The organism is Streptomyces litchfieldiae (assembly GCF_031845365.1).
GTDB classification, from domain to species: domain Bacteria; phylum Actinomycetota; class Actinomycetes; order Streptomycetales; family Streptomycetaceae; genus Streptomyces; species Streptomyces litchfieldiae.
Genome location: NZ_JAVREL010000005.1, coordinates 24,454 through 39,407 on the forward strand (window position 1 = coordinate 24,454; position 14,954 = coordinate 39,407).

A 14,954-nucleotide genomic window follows, 5' to 3' on the forward strand; every position below is an offset into this window, starting at 1 on the left:
ATTCGTCAGCTCAAAGAGACGAAACGGTCCGCCCGCCAATCCGACGGACCGTCACGAAGGGCCGAGGCTAGGATCTCCTGCATGACGAGCCTGACGCCCCCGGAGCCCACCGAGCCGCCTGAGGTCCGTGAAGAGTACTTCAACAACGAGCCAATGGGCATCGAGGTCGAGAAGGAAGCCGACGACGAGAATCCGGACATCGCGCGCCCCTGGAACCCGGAGCAGATCAGGGTCAATACCAAGCAATTCTCCCTGCGCAACATCCTGGACCTGATCGACGATGATGCTTCTCTCGAACTCGCCCCGGATTTCCAGCGGAATCAGGTCTGGAACCACGGACAGAAATCTCGGCTGATCGAGTCTGTGCTGCTCCAGATTCCGCTACCGGCCTTCTACTTCGCGGAAGATGCTGACGGCAGGATGCGCGTGGTGGACGGCCTCCAACGGCTTTCCACCATCCACGATTTCGTACGCGGTGGAACGACGTCAGGCTTCCATCTCAAAGGGCTGGAGTACCTCGGTGAAGCCGTGGAGGGGAAGCGTTTCGAAGACCTGCCGGCTCCCTGGAAACGCCGGCTTCACAACACCCAGATCATCGCCCACGTAATCGACCCGACGACTCCGCCGGATGTGATGTACGACATCTTCAAGCGCATCAACACCGGCGGGACACCGCTCAACGCCCAAGAGATCCGACACTGCATGAGCAGGGACCGCAGTCGCCGCATTCTGAAGGAGATGACTTCGACAGCCGCCTTCAACGAGGCGACCAACAATTTGGGTGGCCACCGACGCATGAACGACCGGGAAATGGCTCTCCGCTTTGCCGCCTTCTGGCTGGACGGCCCCGAGGGGTACCGCAGAGTCGCCGCCATGGACCCCTTCCTCCAAAAGGCCACGGCAAAGCTCGATTCCCCAGAGGAGGTTGACGACGCGCAGGTGGCGGCCCTCCAGGATGATTTCGCCAAAGCCATGCGCAACGCCCGTCTCGTTTTCGGCGATCACGCTTTCCGTAAGTGGTCTCTGGGCGCGGACTGGCGGCTGCCCATCAACCGGGCACTGTTCGAGGTTTGGGCAATCACCCTGGCCCGCTACGAGCAGGCCGATCTCCAGCGCCGCAAGCAGGCCATCGTCGACACGGCAAGAAAGCTGATGACGGAGGACTACATCTACCTGGACGCCATCACCACCTCCACTGGCGGCATCACCAAGGTGTTCTACCGGTTCGAGAAGACGGCCCATGCGGCGGAGGCCGGACGTTGATCACCTCGCTCGGCATCCGCCACTTCAAGCGGTTCGCGGAGGCGGACTTCCCCCTGCGCAGGCTCACTGTCCTCACGGGGCTGAACGGCACCGGCAAGAGCACCACCATCCAGACTTTGCTGCTCACCCGGCAACTCGCCGACTCACCGGATACCCGCTCGGTGCAGCTCAACGGGCCCTACGGGCTCGCCCTCGGCGAGGCTCACGAAGTGCTGCATCCGGACGCCCCCGACTCGTCCATCACTGTGGAAGTGGGCAGCGACCGTGCGTCCGCACCCTGCTTCGTCCGATTCACCGTCCCCGACGAACAGGCCCTCTACCTGGAAGTCGGCGAACAGCAGGGACACCCGCTGCCGGAACTCTCTGGCCGAGGCTGTTCCTTCACCTATCTCTGTGCCGAGCGCCTCGGCCCCCGGGACCAGCTCGGCGTCTCGGCCGAACACCCCGACCTCATTGGGGTGGGCGTGCGCGGCGAATACACGGCGCAGCTCCTCGCCCTGCACGAGAGCCGACAAGTACGGCCGGAACTGCGTCACCCTGCCACTGCCTCGACGCACGGCGTCACCGTCCTGCGCACCCAGGTCGAGATGTGGGCGTCGGATATCATCCGGCCCGTCGAGATCCAGGCGCAGTGGCCGCCGGGCATCACGGCCAGCACCATCCGCTTTCGCGAACCGGGGCTGCTCAGCGAGGCCATCCGCCCGGGCAACATGGGCTTCGGCTTCTCCTACGCCCTGCCGGTGATCGTGGCCGGGCTGCTCACCCGCCCCGGGGACCTGCTGATCGTGGAGAACCCCGAAGCCCACCTTCACCCCGGCGGGCAGTCCCGGCTCGCCCGCTTCTTGGCGCGGGTCGCCGGCGCGGGAGCACAGGTCGTCGTCGAGACCCACAGCGACCATGTGCTCAACGGCGCACGCCTGGCGGTGGCGGAGGACGGCGTGCTGGATCCGGAGTCCGTACTCGTCCACTACTACGGCGCCGAACAGGTCGGTGCGATACCGATCGAGCTGTCCGCAACCGGTGAACTCTCCGGGTGGCCGGAGGGCTTCTTCGACCAGATCGAACGGGACTTGGGGAGGCTGGCGCGTGCCAGGCGCAGGAGGCGGTGATCGGCCGCGTTTCGTCGTCGACGAGTCGTCTTTCGACTTCCGCGGTCTTGGCGAGGAACGCCTGACGGATCTGCTGGACGACTTCTGCGACGTGCTGGAGGAGTTAGGCGGACGCTGGACGGTCATGGTCTCTCCATGGTGGACCGAGACCGAGTGCGCCGACGGCCAGCCGCTCTTCGAGGTGCTCTACGAGAACGGAGTACCCAGGCCCGGCCGGGACGCGCGGTTGCGGATGGTGCGGCTGATGGACCGTTGCCCCGCATGGAGCCCCGACCTTTCCGGCCTGCCCGACCGGGTGGAAGTGGCAGGCATCGTCCGGGACATGGCCTGGTCCATCGGCTACGCCTGGCGCCAGGCCCGGGACGGCCACCACACCTGTTGCCTCGTCTTCCCGGGCCCCGGCCCGCGTGGCTGGCAGCCGGTCACGGCAACGACCGGGCCGCCCCCCGCACCGGCCACCGCCGCAGTGCATTTCCTGGCCGCCCTTTCGGCCCACGGCGAATTCTGGCGCTCCCTCTTCACCCGCGAGGACGTGACCGAACAGGACTTCCTGCACCGTGTGCGGGAGGCGTTCCCCGGCTTGGCCTTCGCCGACTCTCTTACCTTCCGCAAGTTTGACGGCACCTATCGAGAACTCCGCGACTGGGTCGTCCACGCTCTGTCCGTGATCCACGACCACTTCGCCGACGCCCTGCACGGGCACGCGGGCATCCCGCATCAGGTGCAGGCCGCGCTCGGACGGCACGGAATAGACGTCTCCCCCGAAAGCCCGAAGACCCGCGCCAGCAGGAAGCTCATGAAGCAGCGCGAGGTCACCCACGAGGGAGAGGTCTACGAGTGCGAGTGGCACGCGAAGAAGGACCGCCACCGCAACCGGGTGCACTTCAGCCTGCCGGACCCGCGTCTGGAAGGCCGCCTGCTGATTGGCATCTTCACCGACCACCTTCCCACCGAATGACCTCCAGCGGACCCCATGGAGACAGTTGTCGCTGGCTGGCTGGCTGGCGTGGCGGGGGTAGTCCCGTTCTTCGTTGTCGGCGAGGAGCAAACGGCTGTGCTACCCAGCTCGGTGTTGGGTCAAGGTGGCAGGCGGTCAACCATCAACTGGGACTCGCAACCTGTCAAGTCAAATGAAACGCTTGTGCTGCTATGAACTGTGTTGTTCGAGTTGGCTGCGCTTGGCCGGGTCGTTGATCCATGCCTGGCGGGGGATGCGTGGCGGCTTTGGCCATCGGTTGAACCGTTCGGGGTGTCGCGCGTAGGCGGCGGCCAGGGTGGCGGCGCGCTGCTCGCGGACCAGTTCTGCGGTCCCGAAGTGTACGGAGGCGGGGGTGTGGTAGCCGATCCCGGAGTGGCGGTGGGTGTGGTTGCAGTAGCCGATGAACCCCTCCGTCCACTCCCGCGCATGCGCCAGCGAGTCAAACCTTTCCGGATAATCCGGGGCGTACTTGGTGGTTTTGAAGTGGGCCTCGCTGTAGGGGTTGTCGTTGCTCACCCTGGGGCGGGAGTGACTGCGGGTGACGCCGAGGTCGATCAGCAGCTGCGATACCTTCCTGGACGTCATCGACGTGCCGCGGTCCGCGTGCACCGTCTCCGGGACGATGCCGTTGCGCTCGATGGTCTCGCGGATCAACTCCTCAGCCCGCTCGGCCGATTCGGCCCGCTCCACCGTCCATCCGACGATGTACCGGCTGAAGATGTCGATGATCACATACGCGTGGTACCAGATCCCCTTCTGAGGCCCGGCGAGCCTGGTGATGTCCCACGTGAACACTTGCGAGGGCCCGTCAGCCACCAGCTCCGGCACGGTCCTGGCCGGATGGGCCGCCTGACGGCGGCGTTCGCCCGTCTGCCCAGCAGCCTCAAGGATTGCGGTACATGGTTCGCTCGGAACAGTGGTAGCGGCCCTCGTCCAGCTCCCGGGCGTAGATCTGGGCCGGGGGCAGCTCGGCGTACTCGCCGGTGTTCATCAGCTCGAGCACCGCCTGGCGCTCGGCGGCCGACAGGGCGGTGACCGGGGCCGGGCGCGGCGTCCTCTCCCTGGGTGGCCTCGGGCGAAGGCGCCGGTGGTGGGTGGCACGCGAGCGGCCGGTGATCCGGCAGGCGTCCACGATGCCGAGGTGAGCCCTCAACTCCTCAACACAGGCGTGCAGATGGCCGCCCAGGACATCGTTCAGTCCGCGCTGCCGGAGAACCGCTCCAACAGCGCGTGTGTTTTCCCAGCACCTCCAGCGCTGCGTCCTTCCTGGCCACCTCCTTGCGCAGCCGCTCGTTCTCCCGCCGCAACCTCTCGTTGTCGAACTCGGCGGCGGATTTCTTCGGGCGGGCGGGCGTGGCGCGGTGGTCGGTCAACGCGGTCAAAGCGCCGGCATCGCGGGCCTGACGCCACTCGATGACGTGGGAAGAGTACAGGCGCTCGCGACGCAGGATCGCGCCCTTCTCCCCGGCCGGGGCAGCGTCGTACTCGGCAACGATCCGCAGCTTGTACTCAGCCGAGAAGGTACGGCGCTTCGGTTTCGGCGCGGGATCGGCGCCGGGGCCGGTGGTGCTGGTCATGCGGGTGGGACTCCGTTCGTGCCCTCACAGGCTAACTGATCATTTCGGGACGTCTCACACGACAATGACAGAGAGGGTACGGAGGGGGTGGCTGCCTACCCGGGAGGGCGGCAGGCGCCCGGAGCAGGCTTCGCCGCCGCTCAGGCGAGGCGATGCTCCCACCGCAGCGCCGGGTCGTCCCCGATCCAGTAGGAGTGATGCGTGTTGGTAACGCGGAGTCGTACGGCGGTGATGTCCGGACTGCCGGCGCCCTCCCACGCGACGAGAGCCCGCTCGATGGCGTCCCAGATGGCCACCGGGCCACCTTGGCGGACGGTCCAGTCGCCTTTGGCGGCGATGAACTCGGCAAAGGATTCGTGCTCTGGATCGAACAGGTACAGCAGCGGGGTGCCGTCGCTCCGAGTGGCGCGAACGAACTGCGTGCCCGGTGCGGCGAGCTGGGCAAGGAAGGCAGGCATCCACTGCTCCAGCGCGAGGGGTGACACCGTTGAGCCCCGCGCGCTGTCCATGTAGGCGGTACGGGCGGACAGGTCGCCGGTTACGGGGACAATGGCCTGGGCTCGCGCCTGCATGAAGGAGGAGCGGCCGATGATTCCGCCCTCGGCGGTGCCGTCGTTGCCAACGGTGACCTTTGCGAGGCCAGTTCCGTAGGGCCAGGAGCCGAGGGTCGTCAAGATGACACCGCCTGGCTTGGTCTGCCGGACCCAGGTGTGAGGGATGCGGCGGACCGCACAGGTAGCGATCACCCTGTCGTACGGGGCACGGCGCGGATGTCCGAGGAGCCCATCGCCCGTCACGGTCCAGGTGGAGAACCCGGCCATCTCCAGCGCGGTGTCCGCGCGGTTGGCCACCTCCGGGTCCACTTCGACCGTCGTCACGTTGTCCTCACCGAGGTAGTGACACATCAGGGCCGTGGAGTAGCCGGTGCCCGTGCCGATCTCCAGCACGTGATGTCCAGCCTCCACGTCCAGACTCTCGATCATGCCGACCACGGTGGCCGGGGTGGTGGAAGACGAAGTGGGCACGCCAGGTAGGGGATGGCTAGCCCGATCGGCGGTGAGGTGTCCATCGAGCTGGGTGGTGAGAGTGTCGTAGCTGTACGCGATCTTCAGCCACGTGGCCGGTTCGGTACCGACCGCGGTGACGGGTCGCCAGACGCCGCCCTCGTCGAGGAACACCCCGGGGTGAAGAAACAGCTCACGCGGCACGGCCTCGACGGCAGCTCGCAGCCAAGGCGAAGTGAGGATGCCGTTGTGCGCGAGCAGAGCGGCGAGCCGACGCCGTTCGGGTGCGGAGTCGTTCATGATCCACATCCTTGTGAGAGTAGATCGGCGAAGGCAGCGGACATCTTCAGGCCGGTTTCCGTCTCCAGCCACCCCCATTGGCCATTCGGATTCAGCTCCAGCCACCAGTGGTTCCCCGCCCGGTCCACGGCGAGATCGAAACTCCCGGACACCAGTCCGAGGCGCTCCAGATAGGTGAGCAGCGCCTTGTTCACCTGGTCGGGCAGGTATTCCACGGTGTAGGAGAGGGCGCTGTAGTCCTTGCGCCAGTCCAGAAGATCGGAGTCGATGCGCACGGCGAACGTGCGCCGACCGACCACCAGCACCCGAAGGTCGGCGACCTTGTCCACGCGGGCCTGAAACAGGTGAGGCGTGACGCGGACACTCTCGTCGATCTCGGCAGCGGTGACCGGCTCCGCCCATCCCGTCACCGGTACCCCATCCCGCTGGTACGGGGTCCACCGCAGTGTCTTGTGGATCACCTCGCCCTGGATGCTGATGAACTCCCTTGCCTCGTCCGGGTCGTTGGTCACAAGAGTCGGCGGCACGGTGAGTCCGAGGCGCTGGGCGAGGGCGAGCTGAGCGGGCTTGTAGTCGGCTGCGGCGATGCGGAGGGGGTGATTGACCCACAGTGGGCCGTCGAGGGCGTAGAGGCTTCCGCCGAGTCCGTAGCGGACCTGTGCGGCAGCGAACCGCGCATCGTCGCCGCCCAAGTGAGGGAAGGCGGGCCACTCCGGGCGGCGCCAGTACACCGCCCGGACACGCGGCAGGTCAGCGGTTCTCGATGGGGTACGCACCTGCCCGGCCACGGAGGCCGGGCAGGTGCCGAACCGAGCCGAGATCGTCAGGTCGGCGCCGATGTCGGCGGGGTTGAACCTGACTACCGGCACTCTCCGCCGGTTGAGCTCGGTGATCACCATGTCGGCAGTAAGGTCGTCCGCCTCGGTGGCCACCAGCACCAGCCTCTCTTCGGTCACCTCGTCAGTCCTGTTCGGAGTCCTGGTCGTGGCCCTGGTCGTTCTTGGAGTCCGAGTTCGTGGTCGTCGAGGTCTCGGTGCCCTTGCTGGTCCCGTGCTTGCCCATCTCGACCACCAGGCCGGAACGGTCGCGGAAGACGCCGAGCTGCGTGTCGGGGTCGACGGTGACCGTCGCGTGCGGACGGCGCATGGGGTCGGGTACGGCGCGAGTCGGCCAGCACCCCACGGACGAACGGCAGTCAGGCGCACCACGGACGTGGCGCTCTCGATCTCAGCGGTCGCGGCCATGCCGCGCCCCCTTGCTCTCGGTGTTCCGGCCCGGTTGGGCGCGGGTGAGGCCCGTCCGTCGCCACAGATCGGGCTCCGTCCCCCCGCGTTGGGCCGCACGAGTCGATGGACTGGAGAGAACCTCCTACGGATGCCATGCGCCCGGCGGGGTCGACTTCCACGACGTTACGGATCACCGAGGAGCCGCCTCCAGGAAGTTGCGCGAAGTTGCGCGGCTACCTCAGGGCGTTGACCGCGTTGTCGATCAACGCGCGGGCTCGGTCGCCGTAAACGGCCATCCTCGTCAGCGTGGCGAAGGCCCGGCGATAGTCGGCGAGTTCACGAGGCTGGACGATGTTGATCTCAGCCGTCAGCGTTTCGACGACATTACGTGCGCCGTCGTGAAGGTAGAAGGCTTCCAAAGGCCAGAGAACGCGCTCGGCGGTGAACGGGATGATTCCGAGGGAGACCGAAGGCAACGGCAGGGCCGCGAGCAGGTGTTGGAGCTGCCCGGTCATCGTCTCGGCATCGCCGATGCGGTAGCGCAGAACGCACTCCTCCATGAGGACAACGAAGCGGTGGGTCCCTTCGTAAAGGAAACGTGAGCGGGCTACACGGGCGGCGACAGCCTGGGAGATGTCGTTCGGAGTGCCGTGGAAGTCGGTGAAGCGGCTCATGAGGGCTGTGGCGTAGGCGGGGGTCTGGAAGAAGCCAGGAACGACGTTGGAGACGTATGCGCGGGTCACCGCGGTCTGTTCGTACAGCGCGTAGAGGTCTTCCTGTTCCTTGCGCATGCCGTTCCGGTGGATCCTGCGCCACTCCACGTACATGGAGTCAACCGCACGTGCGGTGGCGATCAGGTCCTCAGCCTGATCCTCCGCCCCGCAGGCGCAGCACCAGGCCCGGATGTCGGTATCCGATGGCGCGGCTTCGCCCTTCTGAATGCGCGTGGTCTTCGCCGGATGCCAGCCGCACCGGGCAGACAGCTCTTTCCCGGTGAGGCCGGCGTCCTTGCGGAGATGAGTCAGGCGCACGGCGAGCGCTTCACGGGCCGCCTGGGCGCTGGACGAGGGGGAAACGGGCATGGACGTGCGTGCGCCGGGTCAGACGGCGAACTTCTCGTGGTCAATGGCGCGCTGCCACACCGCTTCGAACGCAGACGCACACAGCTGAACCACGACGGGGTCCTCGCTGAACTCCTTCGGTGGATCGGCCCAGTCGCCGTCACCCGTAAAGACGTTGAACTGCACGATATGGTCGTCGAACAACCAGAAATCGGCTCCAGGCAGCGCGATGTCCACGGACTGACGCCTCGGCAACCAGCGGACCAGCTCACCAGCGTCGAGGTTCAGTGGAGTGGCGGCGTGCTCCCACCGGATGTAGTCGGTCACGGGCTCGGACACGATCCTGGCACGGCGCATCACCACACCCCGGCCGACTGCTTTCCGCACCATGCCCAGCCACTGAGGCCACCAGCGCGCCGTTGGGTCGAGGTCAATTGTTCCAGTGAGCTTGAACCGCTCGAACTCTTCCGTCTCGTCGCCGACGGCGTAGACGTCACGCATCTCCAAATGCACCGCGCTGCGGCGGGCATTGGCCAAAAGATCAGCGAAGCTTGGCACGTTGCTCTGCGACATCACACGCTTTCCTCAGGATCGGGACCATGCGAGCCGGAACGCGGATCACCGTCTCGTGGCCGGGGATCCCCGTCTCGTGCCCGGCGACCCACTCCGTCCCGCCGATCAGCGCTTCCAATGCCTCCTCGGCCTTGATCCCCTGAAGGACGAGGTCGGCGGTCTCCTCCTCCACCCACACCGTCGGCGATCCCTCGCCCCCGGTGTTGGGGTCGATCCCAATGAACTGTAGATCCACTGTCCCCTCCCACGCCACGTCAGTTGCGCATCCTTGCGGTCGACGTTGGCCGGGCGGTTGCGCTGTGTCAAGGCGCAAGCGATCTCCCGCATCCACATTGGCTTGTTGACGCGGATCGGCAGTCCGCCGGTGGGCGGTGAGCTTCCGTGCCCGCGCCACGCGTTGCGCAACCGTCGTCGCGCCATCCGCCACTGCACGCCCGCCCGCCCGGCCGGCTGGCTGGCTGGCTGGCTGGCTGGCTGGCCGACGCAAGCCTGCGGCCGCACCGACCATGATGGCTGAGCCACCCTGGGCTGCGGGTGAAGTTCCAGTCACGGCACACCGCTTCACCCAGCGGCGGGCTCCGGTCATCGGCTACAGCAGGTGGTCGGCCTTGCCCGCCTTGATGTCGGTGATCAGGGTACGCAGAGCCTCGATGGAGTCGGTGAGGTAATGGTCCTCCTGGCCGCTGACGGCTATGTAGCCGTTGCCCTCGGCGTCGGTTCCGAGGCGGAAGCAGGAACTGCCTTCCGCGCAGAAGGGGTCTTCCCAGGTGATGCCGGTCATCGGCTTCTCCTCACATGTGGCGAGCGATCTCGCGGATGAAGTCGCGGGACCGCTCCGGGGACAGTGCCAAGTCTTCCAACAGGTCGAGCTGCGCCCGGTATTTCGTGAGTTGCCCTTCCGCGTGCAGGAAGGCGGGTCCGTGGGAGCTGTCCACCTGCACTGTGTCGAGTTGCGGGACGGGCCCCTCGGTGTATACGACCGTCTGTCCGGCTCCGGGGAAGGCGCCGTGGGCGAAAGGGAGGACGAGCACGGTGATGTTGTCCCCGTGGGAGACCTCCAGCAGGTGCTCCAACTGGGCGCGGGCAACGTCCCGTCCGCCGAACTGCATTCGCAGAGCCGCCTCGTGGATCACAGCGACGTAGCCGACCGGATCGTCGCCGCCGATCACTTGCTGGCGTTCCGATCTGAGCGCCAGCCGGAGCGCGACTTCGTGTTCGGGCAAGGCCGGGACCGCAGCGCGGAAGATGGCCATGGCGTGCTCCGATGTCTGGAGCAGGCCCGGTACATGCACGGTGTTCGCACCCCGCAGGCGTGCTGCGCGGGCCTCCGTTTCGCAGATGTCCAGCAGCCCTTGGGGGAGGCTTCCCCGATAGCGTTCCCACCAGCCCGCACGAGGCAGGGCCATCTCAACCAGCGCTTCTACGTACTTGATGTCGGTGACATCGCAGTTGACAGCCAGCGTCCGAAGCCTCTCTTCGCTGATCCCGCGGACTCCGGACTCCATGTTGGAAATCTTGCCGCGGTCGACTCCGAGGAGACCCGCCGCGTACTCGGCGGACATTCCCGCTGCGGTACGCATCCTCCGCAACTCACTTCCGAGACGTTTCTGACGCTCAGTCAGGAAAACTCTCGACGGCATGTCGCCCCCTCCGTGTCGCTGGCCACTCAGGCGCCTGATGGGCCCGGCTCATCAGTGCGCGGTTAATCCTCCAAAGAGGATGGCAAATTTACCACGCCATGCTCTACTGTACGTGTTGCGCAAGCTACGCACCGCAGCGCCGGAAGTGCACCGCGCGAGCGTGCCCGTCTGCCCTGGGGCGGGTGTGCCCGCGACCAGGGCGGCAAGCCACCGGCGAACCAAACCCCTCATTAACGCATCGGAGTTGGCCATGCCTGAAATCCCCCTCGTGCCTGCCCTGTGGCGCCTCCCGGCCCACCCCGCCTCGGTTCCGCGGGCACGGCGCGCCGTCGCCGAAGCCCTCCCGCACCGGCTGCGGCCCCATCTCGGCAACCACCTCGCGCTGTTGGCCACCGAACTCGTGACCAACGCCATCCGCCACGGTGCCTGTCCCGAAGACGACGAGCTCGTCGAACTCGTCTTGTGGCCCGCGGACGGCCACTACTGGCTTGCCGTCTCCGACCCGGGGACCGGCAACCGCAGGCCCGCCGTCGCGTGCCCGGACGCAGACTCCGAGAACGGCCGAGGGCTGCTCCTCGTCGACCACCTCGCCACCGCCTGGAACGTCCGGCCCCGCCCGGTCTCCGGCACGTCCGTCATCGCCGGCGTCCCCCTCCACCGCGGCGGATGACCGGGCGGCGGCCCGAGCTGCTTCAGGCCGCGTCGTCGATGTTCTCCTCTCTGCGGCTCATCCGCCAAGCCGCCCGGCGCGCACCCTGGTTGAGCGACTGCTTGAAGCTGTCGTCGTGGCTGAAGTACCGCCGCCCGAGGTCGGCGACGGTGTCGATGTGCTCGGCCATCTTCTTCTCGAAGGCTTCGTCGAAGACCAGGCCGAAGTTCTCCTCGTCGTTGACGGCGGCCGCGCGGACCTTCCGCGCAGAAGCCCGGCCCGGAGTCCGTGCCGGGTGATGCTGATCCGTTGGGAGACATTCGGAGATCGACTCCCCGTCCGTTCACGCAAACGGCCCCGGACAGGGAGTCCGAGGCCGAACAGCGCTGTGTGCCCCAGGCAGGATTCGAACCTGCGACACCCGCTTTAGGAGAGCGGTGCTCTATCCCCTGAGCTACTGGGGCGGGGCTCGGCTCAGTGTAGCGGGCGGATCAGCCGTCGTAATTCTTGATGGCCCGCAGGACGGGGACCCGGGCCTGTTCCAGGGTGGCGACCAGCTCCGTTTTGTCCGTGACGCGGATCTCCGTCCAGGCGCCCTGGTGGGTCAGCACGTCGATACCGGGGAAGCCCCACATCCCCTTCGGGGGCAACTCCTCGACCAGGTGGATCGAGGCGAACGGGATGGCCACGGCCTGGCCCTGCGGCGTGAGCACACGCAGGCAGCCGTCGTGATACGTGACCAGGCCCCGGCTCTCGCCCGCCTGGCCGGGGCGGGCGCCAGGGCCGTTCGACTGGGGCGGCAGGGCCTCGACCGCCCGGCGCAGCAGGCGCCTCCGGCGGGCGCCGGCGATGCCGTGCGGCAGGACCAGGGGCAGACCGACCAGCGCCGTCCAGGCGATGGCCGCACTGAGGACCGGCAGCCAAAACGCCACGTCCTCGCCGCGCGCCGCGAAGCCGATGAGCACGCCGAGGCCCAGGAAGAGGCCCAGCGTCACGCCGATGCTCGTCGCGGGCTCCCACCGCGCGTAGGAGAGGGGGTGCCGGGACAGTCCCTGAAGGCCCACCTGCCGGACGTGCTCCAGCGTGCGCTGCCTGCGGAACTCCGGCGGGTACTCGTGGCGTTGAGTGTACGGAAGCGGCCGTCGCATCCGGCTACCTCACCCCTTCCCGATCGCGGTCTCGGCGCCGGTCCCGGTGCCGGTGGGCGCCGGGGTGTCCTCGGGCTCCTCGGTCACCAGCTTGGACTTCCCGGCGATCAGCGCGATCAGCATGGCCAGCAGTTGGTCCTGCTCGGGGTTGACGCTGACGCCGACCGCCAGGATGCCGTACTCGGCGCCGGGCGCGAAGGACAAGGCCGCGGCCATGCCTACCTTGGGCACTTCCTTGCCCGCCGTGCCGGGGACCTCGGCGCCGCCCGGCAGGGTCATCGGGGGGCGCCCGATGACGCCGATGCCCAGACCCATCTCCGTCTCATAGGTCTCGACATGGGTGGTGAAGGACAGCTCGGACTGCGGGATCAACCGCCTCAGCAGCGCGGTCGGGTCCAGCTCCGGGTGGGTGGCCGGGAGCTTCATCGTGGTGACCAGGACCTGCCACATCGCCGCCGGATACTCCTCGGAGTCCGGAACGGTGATGATGCCGTGGGCCAGGAAGCCGTTGGACCACAAACGCTCGCGCCACAGCATCAAGCCGTCGACGATCTCCTGGTGGCCCTGCGGCGGCATGTTGGGGAACAGCCGCGCCATCAGCTCCGCGTAGCGCCGGGCCGCGGCGGCCGGGTCGTCGCCGTCCTCCAGGAAGTTGAACCAGTCGGTGGGCAGATAGAGCCAGGCCGGCGGCCCGCCGCCGAACACCGCCTCGTCTTCCTCCCCGGCGCGCTGGGTGGGCAGAGTGGGCCCGGGCGGGCCCGTTCCGTCCGTCATGGTGATTCCTTACGGGTGCGAGGTGCGCGGAAAGGGGAGGTCAGCCGGTTCGTACAGGTGAGGTGTTCCGCGACCAGCCGGTGAACAGACTGCCCGGGTCCATCACCGTGCCCGCGTTGCCGAAGCCGTCCATGAAGCGCAGGCCCGCGGTGTTCGCGTTGGTGGCGTAGGTGAGCGCCATCACTCCTGGCAGCCCGGCGGCGCTGCTGCCGTTGCGCATGGCCCAGCCGAAGACGTGCGGGACTCCCCGGAACGACTGGGTCGCGCCCATGGCACTCAGCTTGGCCAGGCCGACGAACGAGCCGACGCCGAACGCCAGGCTGGCCGCCGACAGCAGGAACGCGGGGTCGGCGAGCGCGGCCGTGAAGCTGCCCGTCTCCCCCACCGCCGCACCGTAGTTGGCGAGGGTCGACACCCCCGCGAGGACCAGCGAGACCACGCCCAGGAACTGAAGGCCGGGGATCGGCAGCAGGGCCAGCAGACCGGTGATCGTGCTGAGCAGACCGGCGACGGCGCCGATCTTGGACAGGATCGGCGCCCACTCCGCGAGCACGTCGATCAGCGCGGCGCCCAGGTCGTCGACGAGGTCGGCGATGCCCTGCGCGAAGTCGCCGATGGCGTCGCCCAGGGACTCCCAGAGGCCGGGCTCGTTGGGGGCCAGGTCGATCGCGTTCGCCAAGCGGCCCGCGGTGCTCCGGCCGGAGTCGTTGAACTCGTCCTGGAGCGCGCGCGCCCGGTCGCGGAACTCCTGGAGCGCGGCGTCCGCGATCCGCAGCGCCGACTCCTGCTCGCCCCGGGCCTGTTCGTTCCGCTCCTGCTCGCGGCGCTCCTCGTCGGTCTCCGGTTCGGGGTCGAACGGCCCCGGCTCGTCGGGCAGCGCTTCCAGACCCGCGAGCGCGGCGTCCCGCGCCCGCTGCGCCTCCGCGGCGTGGGTCTCGATCACCTCGGCGCGCCGTTGGTAGTCGCCCATGGTCACGACCCAGTCGGTGATGGCGCGACGCGCCTGCTCGAACGACTGGAGCGCGTCCTCGACCTTCGGCTGGAAGTCCTCCCGCAGCATGCGGCGGAACTCGCGCGCGGTCCGGCCGCGCCACTCGCCCTCCTCGGCGCCCGTCAGCACGGCGTTGACCTCGGCGAGCACCTCGGTGGTGCGACCGAAGGTATCGGCCACGGAGTCCATGGAGGTCTGGTCCCCGGGGCACGGCACGAAGCCGAGGGCCGGGAAGTCGTCGATGTGCGGCTCTCTCGGATAGGACACGTTCTCCCCCTGGTGATGCGGTGGCCTCAGGAGCCCTCGGCGGCTGCCTGAAGGGCCTCCGCCAGGCTCAGGTCCATGTCGGCGAACTCCTGGTCGATCATGCGCAGCGTCTCGGCGGCGCCACGCGCGAACTCGCCGATCTGCCCGATGCCATAGCTCCATTCGTCACCGAACTCGCCCAGGCGGTCCGACAGCGCCTGGACGCCGGCCCGGCTGGTCCCGACGGACTCGATGGTCTGGGCCGGGTCGTCCAGGATGTCGGTGATCCGTGTCAGGTTGCTCTGGACGTTGGCGAGCACCTCGCCGTCAATGTAGAGATCGCTGTCCCCACCCATGTGTCCCCCTGTGTTCTCCGGGCTGCCGTCCGGTGACCGATCCGCCCATGCTAGGGGG

Annotated in this window: 18 protein-coding genes, 1 tRNA gene and 2 pseudogenes; 4 read left to right on the forward strand and 17 right to left on the reverse strand. The window is 67.8% G+C overall.

From position 1 onward, the window contains the following. Positions 1–81 precede the first annotated feature (81 nt). The 3 genes from RM590_RS10690 to RM590_RS10700 are packed head-to-tail and all read left to right on the forward strand — an operon-like array spanning position 82 to position 3,330. Complete coding sequence (locus RM590_RS10690) at positions 82–1,263, forward strand: DUF262 domain-containing protein (protein WP_311704225.1); 1,182 nt, start codon at positions 82–84, stop codon at positions 1,261–1,263. Next, complete coding sequence (locus tag RM590_RS10695; protein WP_311704226.1) at positions 1,260–2,372, forward strand: AAA family ATPase; 1,113 nt, start codon at positions 1,260–1,262, stop codon at positions 2,370–2,372. The genes RM590_RS10690 and RM590_RS10695 overlap by 4 nt, the downstream gene beginning before the upstream one ends. Continuing rightward, positions 2,350–3,330: a hypothetical protein gene (locus tag RM590_RS10700; protein ID WP_311704227.1), complete on the forward strand. Its 981-nt coding sequence runs from the start codon at positions 2,350–2,352 to the stop codon at positions 3,328–3,330. The genes RM590_RS10695 and RM590_RS10700 overlap by 23 nt, the downstream gene beginning before the upstream one ends. 189 nt (positions 3,331–3,519) lie before the next feature. Here the strand turns inward: RM590_RS10700 and RM590_RS10705 are convergent, their stop codons facing one another. From RM590_RS10705 to RM590_RS10755, 11 genes and pseudogenes are all read right to left on the reverse strand, one after another. Next, positions 3,520–4,179: a DDE-type integrase/transposase/recombinase gene (locus tag RM590_RS10705; protein WP_311704228.1), complete on the reverse strand. Its 660-nt coding sequence runs from the start codon at positions 4,177–4,179 to the stop codon at positions 3,520–3,522. Between the two features lie 55 nt (positions 4,180–4,234). Beyond that, positions 4,235–4,504: a hypothetical protein gene (locus tag RM590_RS10710; protein ID WP_311704229.1), complete on the reverse strand. Its 270-nt coding sequence runs from the start codon at positions 4,502–4,504 to the stop codon at positions 4,235–4,237. Between the two features lie 4 nt (positions 4,505–4,508). After that, entirely contained in the window at positions 4,509–4,928 is a 420-nt protein-coding gene (locus RM590_RS10715; protein WP_311704230.1) for a hypothetical protein, read from the reverse strand. Positions 4,929–5,068: 140 nt separating this feature from the next. Further along, positions 5,069–6,232: an ATP-grasp peptide maturase system methyltransferase gene (gene tgmC, locus RM590_RS10720; RefSeq protein WP_311704231.1), complete on the reverse strand. Its 1,164-nt coding sequence runs from the start codon at positions 6,230–6,232 to the stop codon at positions 5,069–5,071. Further along, on the reverse strand, positions 6,229–7,188 hold the full coding sequence (gene tgmB, locus RM590_RS10725) for an ATP-grasp ribosomal peptide maturase (RefSeq protein ID WP_311704232.1): 960 nt from the start codon (positions 7,186–7,188) through the stop codon (positions 6,229–6,231). The genes tgmC and tgmB overlap by 4 nt, the downstream gene beginning before the upstream one ends. Positions 7,189–7,192: 4 nt before the next feature. Beyond that, positions 7,193–7,476: pseudogene (gene tgmA, locus RM590_RS10730) on the reverse strand (putative ATP-grasp-modified RiPP). A 215-nt stretch (positions 7,477–7,691) separates the two neighbouring features. After that, complete coding sequence (locus RM590_RS10735; protein ID WP_311704233.1) at positions 7,692–8,540, reverse strand: helix-turn-helix domain-containing protein; 849 nt, start codon at positions 8,538–8,540, stop codon at positions 7,692–7,694. 18 nt (positions 8,541–8,558) lie between these two features. Next, positions 8,559–9,092 (reverse strand): DUF6879 family protein, encoded by a 534-nt coding sequence (locus tag RM590_RS10740; RefSeq protein WP_311704234.1) that lies wholly within the window; start codon positions 9,090–9,092, stop codon positions 8,559–8,561. Beyond that, a complete protein-coding gene (locus RM590_RS10745; RefSeq protein ID WP_311704568.1) occupies positions 9,061–9,327 on the reverse strand; it encodes a hypothetical protein in 267 nt (88 codons plus the stop codon). Before RM590_RS10745 ends, RM590_RS10740 begins: the two co-directional genes overlap by 32 nt. Before the next feature lie 354 nt (positions 9,328–9,681). Beyond that, positions 9,682–9,873, reverse strand: a complete 192-nt coding sequence (locus RM590_RS10750; protein ID WP_311704235.1) for a hypothetical protein — start codon at positions 9,871–9,873, stop codon at positions 9,682–9,684. A gap of 10 nt (positions 9,874–9,883) precedes the next feature. After that, on the reverse strand, positions 9,884–10,732 hold the full coding sequence (locus RM590_RS10755; protein ID WP_311704236.1) for a helix-turn-helix domain-containing protein: 849 nt from the start codon (positions 10,730–10,732) through the stop codon (positions 9,884–9,886). 250 nt (positions 10,733–10,982) lie between these two features. Here RM590_RS10755 and RM590_RS10760 point away from each other — a divergent pair, with 250 nt between their 5' ends. Next, a complete protein-coding gene (locus RM590_RS10760) occupies positions 10,983–11,402 on the forward strand; it encodes an ATP-binding protein (protein ID WP_311704237.1) in 420 nt (139 codons plus the stop codon). Positions 11,403–11,424: 22 nt separating this feature from the next. Here RM590_RS10760 and RM590_RS10765 read toward each other — a convergent pair. The 6 genes and pseudogenes from RM590_RS10765 to RM590_RS10790 form a co-directional block, all read right to left on the reverse strand. Continuing rightward, positions 11,425–11,643: pseudogene (locus RM590_RS10765) on the reverse strand (hypothetical protein); the annotation flags it as partial. 129 nt (positions 11,644–11,772) lie between these two features. Next, positions 11,773–11,845, reverse strand: a tRNA-Arg gene (locus RM590_RS10770). 27 nt (positions 11,846–11,872) lie between these two features. Then, entirely contained in the window at positions 11,873–12,529 is a 657-nt protein-coding gene (locus tag RM590_RS10775) for a hypothetical protein (RefSeq protein WP_311704238.1), read from the reverse strand. A gap of 9 nt (positions 12,530–12,538) precedes the next feature. Beyond that, positions 12,539–13,303, reverse strand: a complete 765-nt coding sequence (locus RM590_RS10780; protein WP_311704239.1) for a hypothetical protein — start codon at positions 13,301–13,303, stop codon at positions 12,539–12,541. 40 nt (positions 13,304–13,343) lie between these two features. Beyond that, a complete protein-coding gene (locus RM590_RS10785; RefSeq protein ID WP_311704240.1) occupies positions 13,344–14,561 on the reverse strand; it encodes a coiled-coil domain-containing protein in 1,218 nt (405 codons plus the stop codon). A 26-nt stretch (positions 14,562–14,587) separates the two neighbouring features. Then, the gene (locus RM590_RS10790; protein ID WP_311704241.1) at positions 14,588–14,896 is read right to left on the reverse strand and encodes a hypothetical protein; all 309 of its coding nucleotides are present in this window, start codon (positions 14,894–14,896) and stop codon (positions 14,588–14,590) included. Between the last annotated feature and the right edge of the window lie 58 nt (positions 14,897–14,954).